Source organism: Paraglaciecola polaris LMG 21857, from assembly GCF_000315055.1.
GTDB classification, from domain to species: Bacteria; Pseudomonadota; Gammaproteobacteria; order Enterobacterales; family Alteromonadaceae; genus Paraglaciecola; species Paraglaciecola polaris.
The window spans coordinates 59,970-83,767 of record NZ_BAER01000124.1 but is presented as its reverse complement, the minus strand read 5'-3'; the positions used below and the strand labels follow the sequence as shown (position 1 = coordinate 83,767).

19 protein-coding genes and 1 pseudogene are annotated in these 23,798 nt (G+C 44.9%); 14 read left to right on the top strand and 6 right to left on the bottom strand.

All coding sequences use genetic code 11. The annotated features are described in order from the left end of the window. Positions 1–111: 111 nt before the first annotated feature. Complete coding sequence (gene metK / locus GPLA_RS19975; protein ID WP_007106820.1) at positions 112–1,263, bottom strand: methionine adenosyltransferase; 1,152 nt, start codon at positions 1,261–1,263, stop codon at positions 112–114. A gap of 269 nt (positions 1,264–1,532) precedes the next feature. Between metK and tkt the strand changes: the two genes are divergently transcribed. The 5 genes from tkt (at position 1,533) to GPLA_RS19950 (ending at position 7,501) form a co-directional block, all read left to right on the top strand. Next, positions 1,533–3,533, top strand: a complete 2,001-nt coding sequence (tkt, locus tag GPLA_RS19970) for a transketolase (RefSeq protein ID WP_007106819.1) — start codon at positions 1,533–1,535, stop codon at positions 3,531–3,533. A gap of 107 nt (positions 3,534–3,640) precedes the next feature. Beyond that, on the top strand, positions 3,641–4,669 hold the full coding sequence (gene epd / locus GPLA_RS19965; protein WP_007106818.1) for an erythrose-4-phosphate dehydrogenase: 1,029 nt from the start codon (positions 3,641–3,643) through the stop codon (positions 4,667–4,669). 104 nt (positions 4,670–4,773) lie between these two features. Beyond that, positions 4,774–5,949 carry a phosphoglycerate kinase gene (locus GPLA_RS19960; RefSeq protein WP_007106817.1) on the top strand — a complete coding sequence of 392 codons (1,176 nt, stop codon included), beginning with the start codon at positions 4,774–4,776 and terminating at the stop codon, positions 5,947–5,949. A gap of 109 nt (positions 5,950–6,058) precedes the next feature. After that, a complete protein-coding gene (locus GPLA_RS19955; RefSeq protein ID WP_007106816.1) occupies positions 6,059–6,958 on the top strand; it encodes a fructose bisphosphate aldolase in 900 nt (299 codons plus the stop codon). Between the two features lie 204 nt (positions 6,959–7,162). Next, positions 7,163–7,501: a hypothetical protein gene (locus tag GPLA_RS19950; protein WP_040515501.1), complete on the top strand. Its 339-nt coding sequence runs from the start codon at positions 7,163–7,165 to the stop codon at positions 7,499–7,501. A 27-nt stretch (positions 7,502–7,528) separates the two neighbouring features. Here GPLA_RS19950 and GPLA_RS19945 read toward each other — a convergent pair whose 3' ends face one another. From GPLA_RS19945 to GPLA_RS19925, 5 genes and pseudogenes are all read right to left on the bottom strand, one after another. Next, positions 7,529–8,122, bottom strand: coding sequence for an HD domain-containing protein (locus tag GPLA_RS19945; RefSeq protein ID WP_007106814.1), 594 nt, complete (start codon positions 8,120–8,122; stop codon positions 7,529–7,531). A 62-nt stretch (positions 8,123–8,184) separates the two neighbouring features. Further along, the gene (locus GPLA_RS19940) at positions 8,185–8,448 is read right to left on the bottom strand and encodes a DUF4282 domain-containing protein (RefSeq protein ID WP_007106813.1); all 264 of its coding nucleotides are present in this window, start codon (positions 8,446–8,448) and stop codon (positions 8,185–8,187) included. Positions 8,449–8,637: 189 nt separating this feature from the next. Then, positions 8,638–10,169: pseudogene (gene ppx / locus GPLA_RS19935) on the bottom strand (exopolyphosphatase). Then, entirely contained in the window at positions 10,159–12,243 is a 2,085-nt protein-coding gene (gene ppk1 / locus GPLA_RS19930; RefSeq protein WP_007106812.1) for a polyphosphate kinase 1, read from the bottom strand. Before ppk1 ends, ppx begins: the two are co-directional and overlap by 11 nt. A 105-nt stretch (positions 12,244–12,348) precedes the next feature. Beyond that, on the bottom strand, positions 12,349–12,855 hold the full coding sequence (locus GPLA_RS19925) for a glycine cleavage system protein R (protein WP_007106811.1): 507 nt from the start codon (positions 12,853–12,855) through the stop codon (positions 12,349–12,351). 308 nt (positions 12,856–13,163) lie between these two features. Here GPLA_RS19925 and GPLA_RS19920 point away from each other — a divergent pair, with 308 nt between their 5' ends. The 9 genes from GPLA_RS19920 to GPLA_RS19880 all read left to right on the top strand — a co-directional run bounded on the left by GPLA_RS19920 (position 13,164) and on the right by GPLA_RS19880 (position 23,782). Further along, a complete protein-coding gene (locus tag GPLA_RS19920; protein WP_040515499.1) occupies positions 13,164–13,841 on the top strand; it encodes a TIGR00153 family protein in 678 nt (225 codons plus the stop codon). Between the two features lie 12 nt (positions 13,842–13,853). Beyond that, positions 13,854–15,122, top strand: coding sequence for an inorganic phosphate transporter (locus tag GPLA_RS19915; RefSeq protein ID WP_007106809.1), 1,269 nt, complete (start codon positions 13,854–13,856; stop codon positions 15,120–15,122). Positions 15,123–15,371: 249 nt separating this feature from the next. After that, a complete protein-coding gene (locus tag GPLA_RS19910) occupies positions 15,372–16,412 on the top strand; it encodes a substrate-binding domain-containing protein (RefSeq protein WP_007106808.1) in 1,041 nt (346 codons plus the stop codon). Between the two features lie 36 nt (positions 16,413–16,448). Then, positions 16,449–17,843: a phosphate ABC transporter permease subunit PstC gene (gene pstC / locus GPLA_RS19905; RefSeq protein ID WP_007106807.1), complete on the top strand. Its 1,395-nt coding sequence runs from the start codon at positions 16,449–16,451 to the stop codon at positions 17,841–17,843. 4 nt (positions 17,844–17,847) lie between these two features. Beyond that, entirely contained in the window at positions 17,848–19,179 is a 1,332-nt protein-coding gene (gene pstA / locus GPLA_RS19900; protein WP_007106806.1) for a phosphate ABC transporter permease PstA, read from the top strand. A gap of 12 nt (positions 19,180–19,191) precedes the next feature. Beyond that, positions 19,192–20,064 carry a phosphate ABC transporter ATP-binding protein PstB gene (pstB, locus tag GPLA_RS19895; protein ID WP_007106805.1) on the top strand — a complete coding sequence of 291 codons (873 nt, stop codon included), beginning with the start codon at positions 19,192–19,194 and terminating at the stop codon, positions 20,062–20,064. A gap of 15 nt (positions 20,065–20,079) precedes the next feature. Continuing rightward, complete coding sequence (phoU, locus tag GPLA_RS19890; protein WP_007106804.1) at positions 20,080–20,781, top strand: phosphate signaling complex protein PhoU; 702 nt, start codon at positions 20,080–20,082, stop codon at positions 20,779–20,781. A 553-nt stretch (positions 20,782–21,334) separates the two neighbouring features. Beyond that, positions 21,335–22,693, top strand: a complete 1,359-nt coding sequence (locus GPLA_RS19885) for an OprO/OprP family phosphate-selective porin (RefSeq protein ID WP_007106802.1) — start codon at positions 21,335–21,337, stop codon at positions 22,691–22,693. 177 nt (positions 22,694–22,870) lie between these two features. Beyond that, positions 22,871–23,782: a hydrogen peroxide-inducible genes activator gene (locus GPLA_RS19880; RefSeq protein WP_007106801.1), complete on the top strand. Its 912-nt coding sequence runs from the start codon at positions 22,871–22,873 to the stop codon at positions 23,780–23,782. Positions 23,783–23,798: the final 16 nt, after the last annotated feature.

Sequence of the window (23,798 nt, the reverse complement as noted above, 5' to 3'; positions counted from 1 at the left end):
GAGTCGCTTAGGCTTAGGCATAAAAAAACGCATTGGGCGTCGGCACAATGCGTTTATTAATATACGGTTTTTATTTGTTTAAGGCTGCTAATTCAAAACAAACACAGCGCGTTAAAGATTAGCTGCGGCGCGTAACGCCTCCGCTTTATCTGTTTTCTCCCATGGGAACTCATCACGACCAAAGTGGCCATAGGCTGCAGTAGCCTGATAAATTGGACGTTCCAAATCAAGCATCTTGATCAAGCCATAAGGGCGTAATTCAAAATGGTCGCGAACCAATGCCGTTAAGGCTTCATCAGATATTTTACCGGTACCAAAGGTTTCGATATTGATAGACGTAGGCTCAGCCACACCAATTGCATAAGACACTTGAATTTCACAGCGTTTGGCAAGGCCCGCTGCGACAATATTTTTTGCCACATAGCGTCCGGCATAGGCAGCACTGCGGTCAACTTTAGAGGGATCTTTACCAGAGAACGCACCGCCGCCGTGACGGGCCATGCCGCCGTATGTATCGACGATAATTTTTCGTCCAGTTAATCCGCAATCTCCCATTGGACCGCCGATCACAAAACGGCCAGTGGGATTAATAAAATATTTAGTATTCGCGGTCAACCACTTAGCCGGAAGAACGGGTTTAATGATTTCTTCCATAACTGCTTCGCGTAATTGTTCCGTGGTCACAGAATCACAATGTTGAGTGGATAACACCACTGCATCGATGCCCACAGGTACATTATCTTCATAAATGAATGTAACTTGGCTTTTTGCATCTGGACGCAACCAGTCTAGTTGGCCACTTTTACGTACCTCTGCTTGGCGTTTAACCAAACGATGGGCATAAGTGACGGGAGCAGGCATCAACACTTCTGTCTCGTCACTGGCGTAGCCAAACATTAAGCCTTGGTCACCAGCGCCTTGATCTTCAGGGCGTGTGCGGTCAACACCTTGATTGATGTCAGGGGATTGTTTACCTATGGCGTTTAACACAGCGCAGGAATCGGCATCAAAGCCCATATCTGAATGGGTATAGCCTATTTCGCGAATCGTATTGCGTGTTAATTCTTCAATATCAACCCAAGCATTTGTGGTAACTTCACCCCCTACCATGACCATGCCGGTTTTTACGTACGTTTCGCAGGCCACACGAGCCCTGGGATCTTGGGTGAGAATGGCATCAAGTACCGCATCAGATATTTGATCTGCGATTTTGTCTGGGTGCCCTTCGGATACCGACTCGGAGGTAAAAAGATGCTTAGCCATGTAGGATCCTTATTAAATAAAAAATATACTAATCAATATAGTGACATTTTACTGATTAAGATCAAAAATACCAGTCTTTACTTCTAGACGTCCAAACGGCTGGGCGTAAAGCAACCGTTCCAATAAAAAAAGTCAATCACAAATGGAGTTTCGTTAGGTTTTGTCGTTGCAGTTAGGCGAGGCCTAAGCCAGAATGTAGAGCTAAATCGGTCGCAACTGTGGAATCTTATTCGCGGCCGTAAACCAGTAACTCATAATCAGGAGACCACATGCCTTCACGTCAACAACTCGCTAACGCTATTCGTGCGCTTAGTATGGATGCAGTACAACAGGCTAATTCAGGACACCCAGGCGCCCCTATGGGCATGGCTGATATTGCCGAAGTATTGTGGAACGATTTTTTACAGCACAACCCTGCTAATCCACAATGGGCAAACCGCGACCGCTTTATTATGTCAAACGGCCATGGCTCGATGTTAGTTTACTCTCTCTTGCATTTATCGGGTTACGAGTTACCCATCGAAGAATTGAAAAACTTCCGTCAGTTGCATTCTAAAACGCCAGGCCATCCAGAATACGGTTATGCACCAGGCGTTGAAACCACGACCGGTCCACTTGGACAAGGTATCAGTAATGCAGTCGGTATGGCCATTGCTGAAAAAACGCTTGCCGCTCAGTTTAACCAAGACACATTCAATATCGTCGATCACTTCACCTATTGCTTCTTAGGCGATGGTTGTTTGATGGAAGGTATTTCCCACGAAGCAAGTTCATTAGCGGGTACCTTAGGTCTAGGTAAGCTAGTGGCATTCTGGGATGACAATGGTATTTCTATCGATGGCCATGTAGAAGGTTGGTTCACTGATAATACGCCTGCACGTTTCGAAGCGTATGGCTGGCACGTTATCGCCGGTGTTGATGGCCATGATCCGCAAGCGATTAAAGAAGCAGTGGCAGCAGCGAAAGCGAATACCAAACAGCCTACGCTTATCTGTTGTAAAACAGTGATCGGCTTTGGTTCGCCTAATAAGTCAGGTAGCCATGATTCACACGGTTCTCCTTTAGGAGCGGATGAAATTACCGCGACCCGTGAATTCCTAAAGTGGCCTCATGGGCCGTTTGAAATCCCTGCTGATATCTATGCTGGTTGGGACGCTAAATCATCAGGCGCAGAATTAGAAGAAACATGGAATGCACAGTTTTCTGCTTACGCTAACGCTCACCCTGAACTTGCTGCTGAATTAACCCGTCGCTTGAATGGTGATTTACCGGCTGATTTTGCAGAGAAAGCCCAAGCCTTTGTTGAGCAATCGCAAGAGAAAGCCGAAAACGTAGCGAGCCGTAAGGCATCACAGAATTCCATTGAAGCGTTCGCTGCAATCATGCCTGAAATTCTAGGCGGCTCAGCTGATTTGGCTGGTTCTAACTTAACCTTATGGTCAAACGCTAAGGGTATAAGCGCAGACGATGCAAATGGAAATTATCTGTACTACGGTGTGCGTGAGTTCGGAATGAGCGGCATCATGAACGGTATTGGTTTACACGGTGGATTTCGTCCGTTCGGCGCTACTTTCTTGATGTTTATGGAATATGCACGTAACGCTGTACGTATGGCGTCATTAATGGGCATACCTAATATTTTCGTTTATACCCATGACTCTATTGGTCAAGGCGAAGATGGTCCTACTCATCAACCGATTGAGCAAGTTGCTAATTTACGTTTAACACCAAACCTTACGACTTGGCGTCCGTGTGACGGCGCTGAAACGGCTGTCGCATGGAAGTCAGCTCTAGAACGTAAGGATGGCCCAAGTGCATTGGTATTCAGCCGTCAAGGTTTGCCAGCTCAAGCTCGTAACGCAGAGCAATTAGCCAATGTTGCTAAAGGTGGTTACATTCTTAAAGAATGTGATGGTGTACCGCAAGTTATCTTAATTGGTACCGGCTCTGAGGTAGGTGTTGCTATGGACGCAGCTGAACAACTCAGTGCTAAAGGGGTGGCGGTTCGTGTTGTGTCAATGCCAAGTACCTCGGTCTTCGATCAACAAGACGCAGCGTATCGTGAAGCAGTATTACCACGTGCCGTTAAGGCTCGTGTTGCGGTTGAAGCTGCGCACGTTGATTACTGGAGTAAATACGTTGGTCTTGATGGCGCTGTGGTAGGTATGTCTACCTTCGGCGAATCTGCACCGGGCGGCGTATTGTTGAAACACTTCGGTATTACAGCGGATGCAGTTGCCCAGAAGGCACATGGTTTATTGAATTGTTAGGAAATGCCTTCCAGTTGAAACAATAAAACTATAATCTAAGGCGCTTTTAAGCGCCTTAGTTGTTTTAGTGAATAAATAATCACGAATGAATTTTCAATAAGAGCAAGATGATACGAATAGCAATAAACGGGTTTGGCCGTGTTGGTCGCAACGTATTACGTGCGTTATACGAAACAGGGCAAAACAAACAGATTCAAATTGTGGCGATCAATGAACTCGCTGAGCCTGAGGGCGTAGCGCATTTATTAAAATACGATACCGCACACGGGCGTTTTCGCTTCCCCGTGTTATTGGACAAACAACAGCTAGTGGTTGCTGGTGATCGTATTACTCTATTACAGCTGCCTAATATTGAAGACCTCCCTTGGTCTGAGCTAGATATAGATGTGGTGTTAGAATGCACTGGAGTGAACAATGAACGTAGCCATGGTGAGCAGCATTTAGCCCAAGGTGCTAAAAAAGTATTGTTTTCTCAGCCCTGTGGGCCAGACGTTGACGCGACCATTATCATCGGAATTAACGATGACACCCTAAAGGCAAGTGATACGATCGTCTCCGCAGGTTCCTGTACTACCAATTGTATTGTGCCAGTAATTCAAGTACTTGACGAAGCGTTTAGTGTATCAAGTGGAACTATCACCACGATCCATTCTTCCATGCATGATCAACAAGTTATTGATGCCTATCATCCTGATTTACGCCGAACTCGGGCAGCGAGTCAGTCGATTATTCCGGTTGATACAAAACTTGCACGGGGCATAGAGCGGGTGTTACCCAAGTTTGCTGGCAAATTTGAAGCCATTGCCGTGCGAGTGCCGACCATAAATGTATCGGCAATGGACTTAAGTGTGACCTTGGATTCACAGGTTTGTATCGAAGACGTTAACCGTGCGCTCAAAGCCGCCAAAAATGGCCGCTTGAACGGTATTTTAGATTTTACAGAAGAACCTTTAGTCTCAGTGGATTTTAACCATGATGCTCATTCTTGTATCGTTGACGGTACACAAACTCGGGTCAGCCACAAACAGCTCGTGAAGCTGCTGGTATGGTGTGACAATGAGTGGGGGTTCTCAAATCGCATGATCGATATCGTGCAAACTATGAATCGCCTGACATTGAACAGTACCAGTCATTAGAACGCTGGGATGTAAATACATCGGCTGAGGCATGTAGAATAGGAATAGAATAAAGACCTTTTTTAATGAGCAACACACATTTTAACACGTCAAATGGGGGAAATATGTCAATAGTCAACATGACTGATTTGGATTTAGCAGGAAAACGCGTTTTGATCCGTCAGGATCTTAACGTGCCAGTAAAAGGTGGTAAAGTCACCTCTGATGCGCGTATTAAAGCGTCCCTAGGCACTTTAAAACATGCGCTAAATGCAGGGGCAAAAGTCATGGTTATGTCCCATCTTGGGCGACCAACCGAAGGGCAATTTGAAGAAGAATTTTCTTTGCAGCCAGTAGTTGATTACTTAAATGATGTATTGGATTGTCCTGTTCGCTTAGCCTCTGATTATCTAAATGGAGTAGACGTGGAAACAGGAGAGTTAGTGGTCCTTGAAAACGTGCGCTTTAATGTCGGTGAAAAAAAGGACGACGAAATATTATCAAAACAGTATGCGGCCTTATGTGACGTATACGTTATGGATGCTTTTGGTACGGCTCACCGCGCCCAAGCATCAACCCATGGTGCGGGTAAATTTGCCCCCGTGGCTTGCGCGGGTCCCTTGCTCGCTGGCGAATTAGAAGCACTCGGTAAAGCATTGCATAACCCTGCACGTCCAATGCTGGCAATCGTGGGCGGCTCTAAAGTGTCTACCAAGCTAACGGTACTAGAAGCCTTATCGAATAAAGTTGACCAACTCATTGTGGGTGGCGGTATTGCGAATACCTTTATTGCCGCAACGGGTAATAATGTAGGTAAGTCATTGTATGAAGCGGATTTGATCCCAGAAGCGAACCGTTTACTCGCCGCAGCCAAAGAGGCAGGTGGAAACATTCCAGTACCGGTTGATGTGGTCACTGGCAAAGCGTTTTCAGAGCAAGCCCAAGCCACCTTAAAAGCCGTAGCTGATGTGGCCGATGACGACATGATCTTCGATATCGGGCCAAAAACGGCTGCTGAACTGGCTGAACTGATAAAACAAGCCGGCACAATAGTATGGAATGGTCCAGTTGGTGTGTTTGAATTTGATCAGTTCGGTGAGGGCACTAAAGCGATTGCTATGGCTATCGCACACAGTGATGCATTCTCTATTGCTGGTGGTGGTGATACGCTAGCAGCAGTAGACAAATATGCTATCGCGGATAAGATATCTTATATCTCCACAGGTGGTGGAGCGTTTTTAGAATTTCTAGAAGGTAAAGAGCTACCTGCTGTCGCTATGTTAGAGGCACGGGGCGCATAATTCGCCTTTTACAGAATTAATAATAAGAAAAGCCTAAGCTTTCAATAACCTTTGTAACCTACAAGCCGTTATGCCCATCGGCTTACAACACAAGTAAGGAGTGTTGCACATGGCATCACAAGCACAATTGGATATGCTAACAAAAATAAAAAGCGACAATGGATTTATCGCAGCGCTCGACCAAAGTGGAGGCAGCACACCCAAAGCTCTTGGCTTATACGGTGTAGATGAGACGCAGTATACGAATGACGACGAGATGTTTACTCAGGTGCATTTGATGCGTACGCGAATTGTGACCAGTCCTGCTTTTAATGGTAAACGCGTCTTAGGCGCGATTTTGTTTGAAAATACACTCGACCGTGAAATTGGCGGCAAGTCATCTGCGCATTTCCTCTGGCAAGAGAAGAACGTTGTTCCTTTCTTAAAAGTAGACAAAGGACTGCTAGATGAGGCTGATGGGGTTCAGTTAATGAAACCCATTACAGACCTAGATAAACTGCTTGGAAAAGCGAATGCTCAAGATGTTTTTGGTACCAAAATGCGCTCAGTGGTTAAGCTGGCCAATAAAGCCGGTATCAACGCCATCGCTGCGCAGCAATTTGAAGTGGGTAAGCAAATATTAGCCGCTGGTTTGATGCCTATCATCGAGCCTGAAGTTGATATTAATAGCCCTGAAAAAGCGCAAGCTGAGGCGCTGCTCAAAACAGCTCTTTTAGCCGAACTTGATGCATTAGGGACAGATCAGTTGGTGATGTTGAAATTAACCTTACCTGCTGAAGTTAATTTCTATCAAGAATTGGTTGAACATCCTAAGGTATTGAAAGTGGTTGCTTTATCGGGTGGTTACCACCGTCAAGAAGCCAACCGCCGCCTAGCTGAAAACAAAGGCATTATTGCTAGTTTTTCTCGGGCGCTGACCGAGGGTGTGAGCGCTCAGCAGTCTGATGACGAGTTTAATACGACGTTAGATGACGCAATTGAGTCTATCTATCAGGCGTCTGTTAGCTAATCAGCCGTTAATTTTTGTGTTTAAAAACCAAGCCGAGTGCTTGGTTTTTTGTTTCTGGTCAACAGATAATGTTACGAGACGTTTGCCTAGTAGATTTACCTAATGTTGCCTTGATATAATGGGTTGTTAGCGGGCACATACCGCGTGTTATCTTAAGTAAATTTAAGCTTATCATCTGATTTATAAGGAAATGGTGCGTTTGATATGCAAGTATCTTTACCCTTGCCATTGTACAAAAAACTCACAGTAACATTCAGAGTGGAACCGGGTTGTTTAGGTCCAGACGGTGTGGAGCACATTGAAGGTTTTTGTAAGTTTGCCAAACAGCAGGTTGCGACCCTGCATAGCGACTTCGTGCGTTGGCGTATCGTGCCACGCTACGATAAAAGTTTAGCTGAGACCGAGTACAAAACGAATAATAAGCGTTTAGATCATGTAAAAGCCATGCAATATTTGGGGGTGTTTGGGCAAGAGCTAGACGAATTTGAAGAACACTTTCAAGACGAACTGGCCCGCTTAATCGATTTATACTTGGGACGCTAATAAAATAACTAGGTTTTAAGACACGGGTTAGCGGTCTAATAACCAGCCTTTTTCAACTGCGATTTCTACTTCTTGTTGCACATATTGCCACAGCTTAGGGGCGATATCTTTTAGGTAATGATTACGTTTAAGCACCTGACTTTGTTGTACCTTGTTGGCCTTCCAACTGCCACCTTGATTACTCATATTTTGCAATACGGGTAGCACTCGGTCCATGCCCTTGGCAAATTGAGCGTCGGCGGTTTGTGCTTGTTCAAACTCATGCCATAAATTTCCCATTTCTAGGGCAAGTTCTGTCGGTAATAGTCCAAAAATGCGCTTAGCGGCCGCGAGTTCTTTTTGTTCTTGGGCTTGATGATCTTGCTCATCAGCAAAGGCAAAAAGATCACCGGTATCGATCTCGACAATATCATGGATGAGTAACATTTTTGTAACCCGTAAAATATCAATTTTACGCTGTGCGTAACCAGCCATTATTTGCGCCAGTATGGCAATATGCCAGCTATGCTCAGCGCTATTCTCGTGACGGTTGCTATCGGCCTTGACCATCGTTTTACGATATACCGCTTTGAGTTTATCTATTTCTAAAATGAAGGCAATTTGCGCGGATAGGTCGTGCATTGGGGATATCCTGAGATTAATATGAAAGTAACAACTGCCCTTAGGCAGTTGAGAGTGAGTCCTTATAATTCGTTAGGACTATCTTGCTTGTCGGCAATTTTTTTCAAGTTTTCATGGATTTTGAACAGCACTATTAACAATTCGCACCATATACGCGCACCAATCACCCCAGCAATCAAAATACCTGCGCCAGTAAAAAAACCACCACCGTAGGCCGTAAACATAGCGGACACGCCTGATATAACCGCTGCGGCTAACATTAGCCAGTATACAAAGGTGATGATTTTGGGGGTGAGCATAGAGTCGAAAAAGAGTACGTCTTTCATTATATCTTCCTTGTTATTACGTTATATAAAAACCAATTTTTTGGTCCCACTCATTCCGCTGTATTAGCGAATGAGTCGCAAAACTATAAGATACTTTCGTTAATAGTTACAAGGAGTTATGCAAACTAAATCAAATAGATATCGCTATCATTTTTACTATAATGCCTATTTATTTGTGCTAATGGGGCGTTATGCAAAACGCAGCTCTAAGCCTAAGGCTTGCAGGTACTGGGCTTCATTGGCCAGATCGGCACTAAAAATAGGCTTATTCTCTAACCAGCCATCGGGAAAGGAAAGGCGAATGCTATTGGTTTTTACCTTGACGTCAATGCTAGGCAGAATGTCGTCCTGACGTTTAATATTGAGCAGGGCACCAAGACGCAAAATAGCAATCAATTTATGGACGCGTTCCCCAGAGTGCTGGGTAAACTCAGGAATATCATTAAGGCGAATTTTTTTACGATAATAACGTACCAAGGTGGCCATTAAATTCTGTTGTTCTTGATTAAATCCAGGTAAGTCGATGTTGTGCAAAATGTAAGCCGAATGACGCTGCGTGCCATGGGTGTTGATTTGTAAACCCACCTCATGCAATAAAGCAGACCAACCGAGCATGCTCTTGAGTTCTTTATTGGCTATCTTCCAATCGTCTTTGCAATTTTGGTAGATATCCATGGTGACACTGTGTACCCGTCGAGCCTGCTCAATATCCACGTCGTAGCGCGTTGCCACACTTTCAGCTGAGCGTTGACGTATATCTGGATGGGTGAGTTGCTCTTCCATCTCATAGAGTACCCCTTCGCGCAGTGCAGCAGGCGAAAACACCATACTATCGATATCCAAGCTTTTGAATATGGCAATCAAAATTGCTAAGCCAGCGGCAAATACTGGCTTACGATCTTCGCTCATTTGGCTAATTTGCAGTTTGTCCAGAGAACCTGCATCACAACATACTTTTACTAAGTGCGTCAGTTGCGACAAAGAAACCCGACCTTCGGTATCTTTAACACTGTCATTTTGCGCAATTTGAATAATGTTGCGTATGGTGCCGGATGTGCCTATGCAGCTTTTCCAGCCAGCGCGCAAATACGCTTTATCGATCATTTCCAGCTCTTGCTGGGCAGCGGTGATAGCACGCTCAAAATACTTAATTTTTAGTTCATCGTGTTTAAAGTATTTCTTGGTATAGCTGACGCAGCCCATTTGTAAACTGCGCAACATTTTGGGCTCGAATCCCTGACCGATAATAAATTCCGTTGAGCCTCCGCCAATATCGACGACTAGGCGTTGTCCATCATCGTGGTTAGTATGCGCCACCCCCAAATATATTAAGCGCGCTTCTTCCGCGCCGCCTATAACTTCAATAGGATAGGGCAGTATGTTGCGAGCGGCGCGAATAAACGCTGGGGCATTTTGCGCTTTACGTAAGGTGTACGTTGCAACAATGCGGACATTTTCTGGGGGGGGAAGTCCTGCAAACTCTCTGCCACGACGTTTAGGGCATCTAAGCCGCGTTGCTGAGCTTCATCATCGAGATAATAATCGTTGTTTAGGCCCTCGGCCAAACGTACTTTTTGCTTTACCCTGTGTAGGATCTGTACTGAACCTGCCACAACCCGGGCAACCACTAAATGAAAGCTGTTGGAGCCAATATCTAATGCGGCAATTTTGCTGGTGTCTCTTACTTCAACACCATCAAATGGCGCATTATCATTGGGCATCTTTTTGCTTTTCCCGGTGTTTTATATATTCATAAGTTTCAATTTGTGAGCGCAGTTTTTTGCGGTTCCCACGGCGCACATATTTATTCGACTGATGTTGATCTATGATACGAGCTTTCAGGGTATCTTGAAATTGAATGTCGAGTATATCCAAAATCTGTTTAATCAAGGTGGGCTCATAAATCGGGCAGCCCACCTCGATACGAAAGTCCATGTTTCGGGTCATCCAGTCTGCAGAAGAGATAAACACACGCTTATCGCCAGCATTTTCAAACACCATGACACGAGGATGTTCTAAAAAGCGATCAACAATACTGATAACTGATATATTCTCGCTTAACCCTTTTACACCTGGTACCAGCGAACACATGCCACGAATGATTAAGCGCACTTTAACACCGGCCTGACTGGCTTTATATAAGTCATCTATCAATAAACGATCATCGAGATTATTGATTTTCAGGGTAATACCAGCGCTCAACCCTTCTTTGATGTTTTGAATTTCCTGACGGATCAGCAACTGTATTTTTGTTCTGGCGTTAATCGGAGAAATCTGTAGATGGTGAAATTTATGCCGACGGTAAGGTTGTTGAATGAAATTAAACACATTTTCTGCTTCAAGCGCGAGCTCCTGATTGCGCGTAAACAAGCTAAAGTCCGTGTAGATCCTTGCCGTTTTTTCGTTAAAATTACCGGTTCCAAAATGTGCGTAGTGAACAAGTTCGCCTTTTTCCTCACGACTGACCAGACACAGTTTGCTGTGGATCTTTAGGGCGTGCATGCCAAATACCACTTTAATGCCTGCATCGGTCATGGTTTTTGACCAGCCAATGTTCGCTTCTTCATCAAAACGTGCTCTTAACTCGACCACTACTGTGACTTTTTTGCCGTTGTCTACCGCATCTATGAGGGAGTCTATGATGCGTGAGTTTTTCGCCACCCGATAAATGTTTAATTTAATCTGTTTTACATTGGGATCGAATGCAGCTTGACGAACAAACTCGGTGACGTGTAAAAAACGATGGTAAGGATAATAAAGTAGAATATCTTTTTCACTAATGGCATCGAATACTGTGTGGTGTGCGGCAAATTCACTTGAGGTAATGGCCGGTAACTTGGAGTTTTCAAGGTAGTCTCGGCCAACGTTGGGAAACCCAATAAAATCTTTAAAGTTACGGTAGGTACCACCTGCAATCAGGCTATCGTAGGACGATATTTTTAGGCGCTTTTTGAGGTTGCGTACCATGTCATTGGGCATTTGCTCGTCGTATACCACACGCACGGGTTCGGCAATTAAGCGCTGCTTCATGCTTTCTGACATTTTCTCAACATAGCTTTCTTCAATTTCATCATTGATGGAATATTCTGAATCCCGGGTCATCTTGAATGAATAGGCTTCGCCTGATTCAAAGTCGACAAAACCTTTAAATATACTTTCAAGGTTAAGGCGAATGATGTCATCCAGTAACATGATATATTTCTTTTTTCGGCTGTTTTCTGGGGGGATCACCACAAAGCGTGAAAGGGCGTTAGTGGGTACCTCAATGGTGGCGTATTGGGTGCTTTTACCACTGTTGTTTATGGCTACATAAAGATAGGTTGCAGAGTCATTTAAGCGGGATACTAAGTTGACTTTACTATGCAGCAAAATAGGGGCTATGTGACGTAAAATTTTATTCTTAAAATAGTTTTTAAGCCAAGAGGCCTGATAGTCAGAGAGTTTACCATCTTCAATTAAAAAAATATTATAGCGCGCTAAACGGGCAAACACGTCAACCCGAACCCGTTCAAAGTCCTCAGTCATGCCCAAGACCTTTTCCTGAATTTGCTCCATCAGCAATTTAGTCTGTTCAGCTTTTTCGTTATCGCCTTCATCTAAATGAATGTAAATTTTACGTTTTACATCCGCTACACGCACACGATAGAACTCATCCATATTGCTGGAATAAATACCCAAAAAACGAATACGTTCTACGATTGGGTTTTTGCGATCAGCCGCTTCTTGCAGTACCCGTTGGTTAAATGCCAGCCAGCTAATTTCTCTAGAAAAATAGATATTGGGTTGAGCAATCATAATGTCTTAATGTCAGAATAAGCAAAATTTGAGCGGTATAGTGTCAATTCTGTATGACGAATTTATGACAGCAATACCGCCGTTTAGCTACTCATTTATGTGCATTTAGGCCTTTGTCGTGATGTCTACCACTAAGTCGTTCGCGATCGATTCCAGCGCCAGACGCAGCTCGTCTAAGTCGAATCCATCTTCAATGGCGACCAAGGTTTTGGCTTTAAACAACATACCACCCCAATTCGGTGCACTGTCGCAAGTGGAATCAAACTTAACAATATTCAAACTGAAACGATTTAAGATAGTAGTGAGTTCTTGCACTATGCCCGGTTTATCGTTACCCATAACATCTATTTGCACAGTATGAGTTTGGGCGACGTTTTCGCTGCTCCCCTCGACTAAATTGATCGATAAACTTGGATGGTTAGAAAACTGCTCTATTAAAGCGGCCTGTTTGTCTTCCGGCAATTGAATTTCCACAAAACCTGCAAAGTGGCCCGCCATATATGACAAATTACTGCCTAGCCAATTCCCACCCAATTTGAACACTGATTGAGCAAGTGAGTCGACCAAGCCACGTTTATCTTTGCCGACTAAGGTAAAAATCATTGGTTTCATAATAATGAACCTCGCGTTAAAGTTAAGTATTAGTAATGGGGTTTAGCATAGCTTACAACAGTGCCAATTGTTTGTAATTTTTCCTTAATAATCAATTGATAGTATTAATTGATTATTCTATTTTACCAGTGTTTGAAAAGGAGAATGTGACAGTTTAGCGTACTGGGAATTGTGCTCTATTATTACTTTTTGTTGTAAAACTGAGACGAAAAGCACGTCACTGTCATGTTACTGTCATTTTTCTTCAGGTATCATGCGCGACGATTAAACTCGAATTGCTGTATTTAAACCATAGAGATACTTAACGTATGCCAACAAACACATTTCTTGGAGTTTTTGCGAAATCTCCTTTGAAGCCACTTGAAGACCATATCAAAGTGGTGAATAAATGTAGCCAAGGGCTGCTACCGTTTTTTAATTCTGTTTTCTCTGGGGATTGGGAGAAAGCAGCGCTTTTTCAAAGAGAGATTTCTAACTTAGAAAAAGAGGCTGATACCCTTAAACGCGATCTTCGCATCAGTTTACCACGGGGCATTTTTATGCCTATTCAACGCCAAGATGTTCTTGAGCTGTTAACCCAACAAGATAAAATTGCGAATAAAGCTAAAGATATTTCGGGTCGTATATTGGGACGCCAGTTGATGTTCCCAGTGGAAATTCGCGAAAGCTTTATGGTCTACTTAGAACGTAGCTTGGATGCAACTAAACAAGCCAAGCGTGTGATCAACGAACTGGATGATCTACTGGAAACCGGTTTTCGTGGTCGTGAAGTACGTTTAGTTGAAGATATGATCGTCGACTTAGATAAAATCGAAGACGACACAGACGTAATGCAAGTTGCCTTGCGCAGAGAATTACTGGTTTTAGAGTCACAGCTTAACCCTATCGACGTGATGTTTTTATATAGCATCATTGAGTGGGTGGGGGAATTGGCTGATATTTCAGAACGTGTCGGTTCTCGACTCGAACTCATGTTAGCCAACTAAGAGACAGTATTCATGGATATTTTACAGACATACGGCTCCACGCTTATCGTGGTAGCCGCTTTAGTAGGTTTCCTCATGGCCTGGGGGATCGGGGCTAACGACGTTGCGAATGCAATGGGTACCTCGGTTGGGTCAAAAGCCCTGACGATTAAGCAAGCTATCTTAATTGCTATGGTGTTTGAGTTTGCTGGCGCTTACTTAGCCGGTGGTGAAGTGACATCCACCATTCGTAAAGGGATTTTGGACTCATCCTACTTTATTGACAGCCCTGAGCTGCTGGTATACGGAATGATATCTGCGTTACTTGCTGCGGGTATCTGGTTGGCGTTTGCATCCTATTTAGGATGGCCAGTGTCGACTACTCACTCTATTGTTGGTGCATTAGTGGGGTTCGCCGCGGTTGGCGTTAGTGCCGATGCTGTTGCTTGGAGCAAGGTGGGCGGTATTGTTGGTAGCTGGATTATTACCCCTGCTATATCCGGTTTTATTGCTTATTTGATTTTCCAAAGCGCGCAAAAACTTATTTTTGATACCGAAAAGCCATTTAATAATGCCCAGCGTTATGTGCCGTTTTACATGGGCGCAGCGGGCTTTGTAATGTCTCTTGTCACTATCAAAAAGGGTCTAAAACACGTTGGGTTTGAGATAGGCACCGCGAACGGTTTTTATATTGCTTTTGCTATCGCAATTTTAGTCGGGGTGATCGGTAAGTTTGCAATTAACCGCATTAAATACGACGACAAAGCAGACCGACGTACACATTATGCAAATGTCGAAAAAGTATTCGCTATTCTAATGATAGTGACAGCGTGTTGTATGGCGTTTGCTCACGGTTCGAACGATGTTGCAAATGCGATTGGGCCTTTGGCTGCTGTGGTGAGTATTATTCATAACAATGGTGAAATCACTAAGCAAGCTGGCTTAGTTTGGTGGATATTACCTTTGGGCGGCTTGGGTATTGTTGCCGGTTTAGCTTTGTTTGGTCATCGCGTTATCAAGACAATTGGTAATGGCATTACCCATTTAACCCCGAGTCGTGGTTTCGCTGCCGAATTAGCTGCGGCATGTACTGTGGTATTAGCCTCGGGTACTGGCTTACCTATCTCTACCACACAAACCTTAGTTGGTGCGGTATTAGGTGTTGGTATGGCGCGTGGAATTGCGGCGATCAATTTAGGTGTAGTGCGCAATATCGTGGTCTCTTGGGTCGTGACTCTGCCCGCAGGGGCGGGGTTGTCAATACTTTTCTTCTTCGTATTGAAAGGCGTTTTTGCTCCCTAGTATGCTCTTAAGGTGATGTGTCACCAATCGAAACAGAACCCAGGTACTTAAAAAGCATTCATGCTCAGTACGGGTTCTGTTTTTTTTTGCCTGAAATATACGGCACAACAAATTTGTTTGTTTACCTAAGACTGTCATATAACCGTTATAAAACTGTCATATTATGTATGCTTGTTGTGCGTAGATTAATTAAGTAGTTGAATGAAACCGAATATAATAGTGTCAATTTTTGTATGTCTGGGAGCTTTAATGAGCACTCAGGCTATGGCGATGCGTGACTATATTGACGTAGTGGGTTCTTCAACGGTTTACGCGTTTTCTACTGTGGTGGCAGAACGCTTCGGTAAATCAACACCATTTCGTACTCCCAAAATTGAATCAACCGGTTCAGGGGGGGGATTAAAACTATTTTGCCAAGGAGTGGGCATGAAGTATCCGGATGTGGCCAATTCTTCGCGCCAAATCAAAGCATCTGAAATAGAATTGTGTCGTCGTAACGGCGTGAACGATGTGGTTGAAATTCTTATTGGCTTCGACGGGATTGTTTTAGCCCAGAGCAAAGTCGGTCAACGCATCAGTTTAACGCGGCGAGAATTATTTCTAGCCTTGGCGAAGAATGTACCGAACCCGGATGGCAGTGCCAATACTATTGCCAACCCTTATCTAAATTGGCGAGACATTAATCCGAGTTTGCCAGAGGTAAGAATAGAAGTGTTGGGCCCGCCCCCTACATCTGGCACTCGGGACGCCTTCTCTGAACTGGTACTTGATTATGGTTGCCACACTTTTGCATGGATAGCCGATTTACAAGCACAAGCTAAGCAAGCTCAACAAGGTGGTGATGTTAAGCGCGCAGGGGCGTTAACACACAAGCAACGTGGTTTATGCCGCATGTTACGAGAAGACGGTGGCTATATTGACGCTGGTGAGAACGATAATTTAGTGGTGCAAAAGTTAAATGCCAACCCAGATGCACTAGGATTGCTGGGGTTTAGCTTTCTGGATCAAAATAGAGACCGGATCCAGAGCGCTGAAATAGACGGCTTCAAACCGAGTTTTGCGTCTATAGCCAGTGGTGATTACCCAATATCGCGACCACTGTATGTTTATGTGAAAAAAGCGCATATCGGCATGATCCCAGGCATTGAAGCTTTTATCAGTGAATTTATCAGTGATCGAGCTGCAGGGGAAAACGGTTATTTATCTCGCAAAGGTATGATACCGCTAACGAAATCAGAGCGACAAGCCATTGCTGAACGCGTTAAAGCACTGCGGCCTGTGACGCACTAATGATTAAGCATGAATAGACGTAATTAATTGAAGACTATGGAAACCCCGACTCTCATTATCATCACACTACTGTGTGCGGCGGGCGCTTATATTTTAGGACGTAATCGCGCCGCAAATATTGCGTATCGCGCAGGTAAGAAAAATGCGTTGCATTCCTTGCCCTATTACTACGGCGTGTTAAGTGCACTGTGGTGCGCGCTGCCATGCTTGTTGATTGTATTAGGCTGGAGCGTGTTCGATGATGTTGTGGTACATGCGGCCATAGTGAACTTACTACCCGAATCGGCTCAAGCACTGCCCGATAGCGAAATCGAGTTGATGGTCAACACTGTCATTAATTTGGCCTTGTACCCCAATGCACTGATCAGCAGTAATCCCCCTGATTATTTAGTGCAAGCAGGGCGTGACTATCTACGCTGGCAGCACCTTAGTCAGTTAAGTTTATCCGTCGTGGTGTTATTCAGCTTAGGCTTAGCATTTTCATTAAGCTGGTTATGGATAAAACCTAAAGTGCCGGCACGTCAGCAAGTCGAGAGAGTGTTTAAATGGGCGCTGTTGTTATGTGCCAGCATCGCAATTGTGACGACTGTGGGGATTGTGTTGTCTGTGCTGTTTGAGTCACTGAGGTTTTTCCAGTCGGTGAATGTGTTTGATTTCATTTTCGGCACGCACTGGAGCCCACAAACGGCCCTGCGTATCGATCAAGTGGGCGCATCGGGTGCATTCGGTGCTGTTCCTTTGTTTTTAGGCACCTTATTGATTTCCTTTATTGCCATGCTAGTGGCAGTGCCTGCAGGGCTAATGTCAGCTATTTATTTGTCAGAATATGCCTCACCAAGACTACGTGCTGCGGTTAAGCCAATGCTGGAGATTTTGGCCGGTATTCCTTCCGTGGTGTATGGTTTTTTTGCGGCGTTAACCGTGGCTCCTTTTATTCGCGACAGCGGTGGTATGCTCGGTTTAGATGTCTCTTCTGAAAGTGCACTGGCGGCAGGATTAGTTATGGGCGTGATGATTATTCCGTTTGTTTCATCCTTATCAGATGATGTACTTAAAGCCGTACCTCAATCGTTACGAGACGGTTCGTTGGGCCTAGGGGCGACGCAATCAGAAACCATTAAACTGGTGGTGATCCCAGCGGCCTTACCTGGGATTGTTAGCGGCGTGTTACTCGCCGCATCACGGGCTATAGGTGAGACTATGATAGTGGTAATGGCCGCGGGATTAGCAGCCCATTTGACCGCCAATCCATTAGAATCAGTTACCACAATTACGGTACAGATAGTTACCTTGCTGGTCGGGGATCAAGAGTTTGACAGCCCTAAAACCTTGTCAGCTTTTGCGCTGGGGCTAATGTTATTTAGCGTTACATTAGTACTTAACTACATCGCTTTGTATGTGGTGCGTCAATACCGTGAAGAGTATGAGTAAGCAGATGGCAAAAATGACCCCTAATACTGTTTCTGCGCGCAAACACGTCGATACTATGGCGCTGGTAACGCGCAATTTAGGCAAGCGTAAGCGTGCTGAATGGCGTTTTCGTGCCTACGGTGTGGCTGCTATTTTATTCGGCTTTGCCTGCCTGTTGATTTTGTTTAGCGATATCATTGCAAAAGGTCATGGGGCATTTTTTCAAACTCAAGTTTATGTGCAAGTTCCCCTCAACGCTCAGCGATTACAGATTACTGACCCTAGTTCAACAGCTCAGCTTGCCAAGGCGAACTACGACAGCGTCATCGAGCAAGGGCTAATCGAGGATCAAATGCGTATTAATGGGGCGATAGGGTCCACTGCTGCAGATAAGCGCCAGCTGTTGAATCTAATTAGCACTGGCGCAGTCTACACAGTGGAAGAAACATTAAGCGACACCCCGAGCTTGCTCAATCAAACGGTTGGCGTGTGGCTGGTTGCCGACGATGACGTAGATAATTATGTTAAGAGTCTGGGGCACAGCGGGGAAGGCATTAGTGGCCGCTTGAGCCAACAACAGCAAGGCTGGGTGGATAACTGGATTGCTCATGAGCAGGTGCGCCAAGCCTTCAACACGACTTTTTTTACCTCGGGAGATTCACGTGAACCCGAGCAAGCAGGGATCCGCAGTGCACTGATGGGCTCCTTGTTTATGTTATTGGTGACGATAGGACTGTCGTTTCCGATTGGTATTGCCGCTGCGATATATTTAGAAGAGTACGCACCTAAAAATGGACTTACAGACTTTATTGAGGTGAATATCAATAATCTGGCCGCAGTGCCATCAATTATTTTCGGTCTATTAGGATTGGCAATATTTATCGGTTTTTTTGATATGCCTCGCTCAATTCCTCTGGTGGGTGGCTTAGTGTTAACCTTAATGACATTGCCCACTATTATTATTTCAAGTCGTGCGGCAATTAAAGCGGTTCCACCGTCAATTCGTGATGCAGCTTACGGCTTGGGTGCCTCAAAAATGCAAGTGGTGTTGCATCACGTTGTACCGCTGGCTATGCCCGGTATGTTAACCGGTGCGATTATCGGCTTTGCTCAGGCCCTTGGCGAAACAGCACCGTTACTTATGATTGGCATGGTGGCTTTTATTGTGGACGTGCCGGACAACTTAATGGATCCATCGAGTGCATTGCCAGTACAAATCTTTCTATGGGCTGATAGTCCTGAGCGTGCGTTTGTCGAACGTACATCTGCAGCCATTATGGTGTTGTTAGCATTCTTAATTACCATGAATGGTTTGGCTGTATGGCTGCGCCATCGTCTTGGCCGAAGCCATCAATAATAGGAATACCTAGTGAGTTCAAATTCAGGATACAACCGGTTATTCGACCCCATGCAAGAAACTGGACGTCCGCTAGATTTCGCCCAACACGGCTTGGGTAATAAAACCGTGGGCAATTCGTTTTCAGATAAAGCAAAAATGTCAGTGCGTAATTTAAACGTATATTACGATGATAAGCAGGCGATTCATGACGTCAGTTTAGACATTAACCGCAATGAAGTGATGGCGATGATTGGCCCGTCAGGGTGCGGGAAGTCGACGTTCTTACGTTGTTTAAATCGTATGAATGACACCATAGACAACTGTAAAGTCGAGGGCGAAGTGACCCTAGATGAACATAATATCTATGATCGTAAACAGGATGTAGTGCCTCTTCGTGCTCGGGTAGGGATCGTGTTTCAGAAACCCAACCCGTTTCCTAAATCTATATATGAGAATGTGGCCTACGGCCCCAGAGTACATGGCTTGGTATCACGCCGGGCGCAGTTAGATGAAATCGTTGAAGATAGCTTACGCAGAGCGAGTTTATGGGATGAAGTGAAAGATCGCTTGTTCTCTTCGGGTACAGGGTTATCCGGCGGTCAGCAACAACGTTTGTGCATTGCTCGCACGATTGCCGTCAACCCAGAAGTGATCTTGATGGATGAGCCGTGCTCTGCGCTTGACCCTATCGCTACCGCCAGAATTGAAGAGTTAATGGCAGATCTTAGCCAGAATTTTACCATCGCTATCGTTACTCACTCTATGCAGCAAGCGGCTAGGGTTTCTAACCGCACAGCTTATTTCCATATGGGGCGTTTAATTGAAGTTAACGACACGCGCCGTGTATTTACTAATCCAGAGCATGCGCTCACTGAAGCCTATATTACCGGACGATTCGGCTAACCTAAGGGGAACAATATGGAGCGACATATTTCTCAGCGCTTTGACTCTGACCTAGAAGCATTGAAGAGTCAGGTGTTAGAAATGGGCGGCGTTGTTGAGCAGCAGATCATCGATTCTGTTAAGGCAATCGAATCGGTTGACCGCACGTTGGCAGAGCACGTTTTGAGTGTTGAAGACGATGTAGACCGCCGTGAAGTGCTACTGGATGAAAACTGCACCATGATCCTTGCGTGTCGTCAGCCGGCAGCATCGGATCTGCGCATGGTACTGTCGGTCACCAAGATGACCCGAGATCTTGAGCGAATGGGCGACGAAGCACAAAAAATAGCGCAAATGGCCATCGCTTTGAGTGATGATGGAGCTGCGCCAGGCGGTTATGAATCGATACGTCATATGGGCGCTTTGGTACAAAAAATGGTAAATTCAGTACTCGATGCTTTTGCCAGATTTGATGCCGACAAAGCGTTAGATGTGGCCCGGGCTGATACGCAAGTTGACAGGGAGTATCAATCGGCAATGCGTGAAATTGTCACTTACATGATGGAAGATCCACGTTCTATTGGTCGAGTGATGAATATAATATGGGCGTTGCGTTCCATTGAGCGTATTGGCGATCATGCACGCAATATAGCGGAACATATTATTTATTTGGTTAAAGGCCTCGATGTGCGTCACACCAGTGTCCATGAGATTGAAATGAGACTAAACAAGTCTTAAACCCACCTCGATAGTCGACCGCTTAATCGGGCGGTTGATACAGCTACTATCATTATTGTGCTGTACTTCAGATTACCTCAACTTTACTTTCCGCTCATTTTCCTTGACGGCTTTATAACAGGGTCGTGTGTAATATATCTGCAATAAAAATGTCATTATGTAATATATCTGCAATAAATATGTCATATATTGCGCGCTGATATTTGAGTGCGCTGCGATAAGAAAATAATGTTTGCGGCCAGAGAAATGAATGAGCAATCATTTTTATTCACTCGGGCTTACATATACAGAGATAAGACAGATCATCGCTGAGCGATATTCCGAGCTGGGCTCAAAAGATAGCAATTATGATGGGATGCGTTTTTGCAAATTACATAAGGTAAAGAAAAGCAACAGTGGTGCTGGAACCGCTTTCGCTGAGTATTGCTATAATCGAATACGCCGTCACACCAGATGAGTTATGTCAGCCCTAAACGCGTTGCTGTCGTGTTGAAATGAGGCATAATTCCGCCACGCGAAATGGTACGGCGGCACAATAGGAGATAACTTTCTTATGAAGCTTAAAAGCCACTTAATTGCATATTTTACCTTGGTCGCTGTTTTACCCGTCCATGCTGTCGCAGCGGATAACGCTAGTGCAGAAGTAACGGCGCTGGTTGAGCGATTAAATCAATTAGAGCAAGAGTTACGTGACCTGCGCAGTCAATTAACTGCCGTAGAGCTTAAGCAAAAAGATCAAACCGAGCGGGTTGCCATTATCAAAGACTCCCCAGATGATGAAAGTCCCGTGTCAATTAAATGGAAAGGGGCGCCTGAAATAAAAGGCGAGAGCGGGTGGAGTGTTAAACCCAAAGGGCGTGTGCTCTATGATTTCGCTAATTTGTCATCGGTACCATCGACCATTGATATACCTGGAGAGGGTTTTTCTAGCGAAGCTCGGCGTCTTCGTTTTGGCATACAAGGTACTATGCCTGGCGGTTTTGGCTACAAGCTCATCGCTGATTATCTTGACGGTGTTGTATTAACCGACGCATATATGAGTTACCAAGACGGGCCATTAAAAATCATCATCGGCCAACAAAATACCTTTCAGGGCCTAGAAGAGCTCTCTAGCAGCAACGATACCAGTTTCGTAGAGCGTTCTGCGTTTACAGATGCCTTTGGGTTTGAACGTCGAGTCGGCCTTTCTGCCACTTATAACCTTGGTGATTTCATGCTTGAAGGAGGGATCTTTAGCGATAATATTGACGATTTGAACGACGGCAATAATTCGTTCAGTGTTGATGGGCGAGTGACTTACGCCACCCTAGTCGACGATGCGCTAATACACCTTGGCAGCTCTGTTCATATACGTGATTTGGGGGATGAGATTGACAGCATTCGCTACCGCCAACGTCCTTTGGTACACAGTGTCGACACGCGTTTCATCAACACAGATCAAATATTAGGTGCTGAAGACGAATTGAGTTACGGCTTAGAAGCCGCAGTGATTGCCGGCCGTTTCCATATGGCTGCTGAAACCCACTGGGCCAAAATTAATCGTGTGGAGCTAGCCGATCCCACCTTTTTTGGAGGCTCTATTGAAGCGGGTTATTTTTTAACCCAAGACCAACGTGAGTACAAGGGAGGGGTATTTAAGGGGGTGAAAGTGAGCAACCCCGTTGGCAATGGCGGGACAGGCGCTTGGCAAATCAACCTACGTTTCGATCGCCTTGATTTAGTGGATGCCGGCATTGTCGGCGGAGAACAAGATGCTTATATGGCGTCGCTGATTTGGACCCCAGTGAATAATGTGCGCTTTTTGCTCGATTACGGACACCTTGCATATAGTAATGCGCTGGATATTGTTGAAGGTGCACCGAAGGACTTTTCGGTAAACGTACTAGGTGCCCGTACTCAACTTAGTTTTTAACCCGCTTTTTTCAATACGTTGTGACACAGTAAACTCATTCGGAAGTGCACTGTGTTACTTTTATCTGCTAAAAATCAGCATAAAACATCGAAAAATTCTGCAAGCAACCTCTGAGTATATGATTTAAACTTATTGTATTAATCGTTTTTATTAATCGTTTTTATTAATGAGTTTTTCATGAAATGGCCCAATCTTAAGCACCTTCACTACTTAGTTACTTTGCATCAAGAGCAACATTTTCACCGAGCAGCAAATCATTGCCACGTAAGCCAGTCGACGCTCAGTACCGCCATTCAAAATTTGGAAGAACAGTTTGGCTGCCAGCTACTTGAGCGGGAGCATAAAACCTTTGTTTTTACTCCATTCGGCCTTGAACTTGTGGAGCGTAGCCGCCGGTTGCTTAATGAAGCCAATGAATTGGTTGATTTCGCCCAGACCGCAGGAGATTGGCAAGCCGGTAATTTAAAAATTGGTGTTATACCGACAATCGCTCCTTTCTTTTTTGAAGGTTTGATTGGTGCGGTTCAAGAGAATCTGCCGGATATTACCTTGCAGCTACAAGAAGACACTACCAGCAACCTGCTGAGTCAATTAAATGAAGGTATTCTGGACTTGTTGGTGTTGGCATTACCCATGGAAACCCCTGGCTGCAAGCAGCTTGTGTTGGGGCACGATCCATTTCATTTGATTGCCCATTCTGATCTGGTTGACACCTTGCCTATGCCCATGGATGTTTCTGCTTTGCCGGCTAAAAGCGTGTTTTTATTGCAACAAGAGCACTGCATGACAGGTCACGCGGTAAGTGCTTGTAATTTGCGCCACAAAGAACAAGTTAGCTCGTTAGCGGCTAGCAGCTTGTATACTCTCGTGCAGTTGGCTAATAGCAAGCTAGGGTTCACGTTTATGCCCGAATTAGCCATTAAAAATCATATCTTAACCACCACTAAATTGGTGTCGTTGCCGGCTGAAGCCAGCGCTTATCGTGAAATTGGTTTAGTGTGGCGTAACGCAACCACCCGTGTGCGCCTGTTCAGGCATCTAGCAGAATTGCTTGCCCCGTTAACCCCCATTCCTACTTTGCAAAAATAATTCACTTTCATTCAAA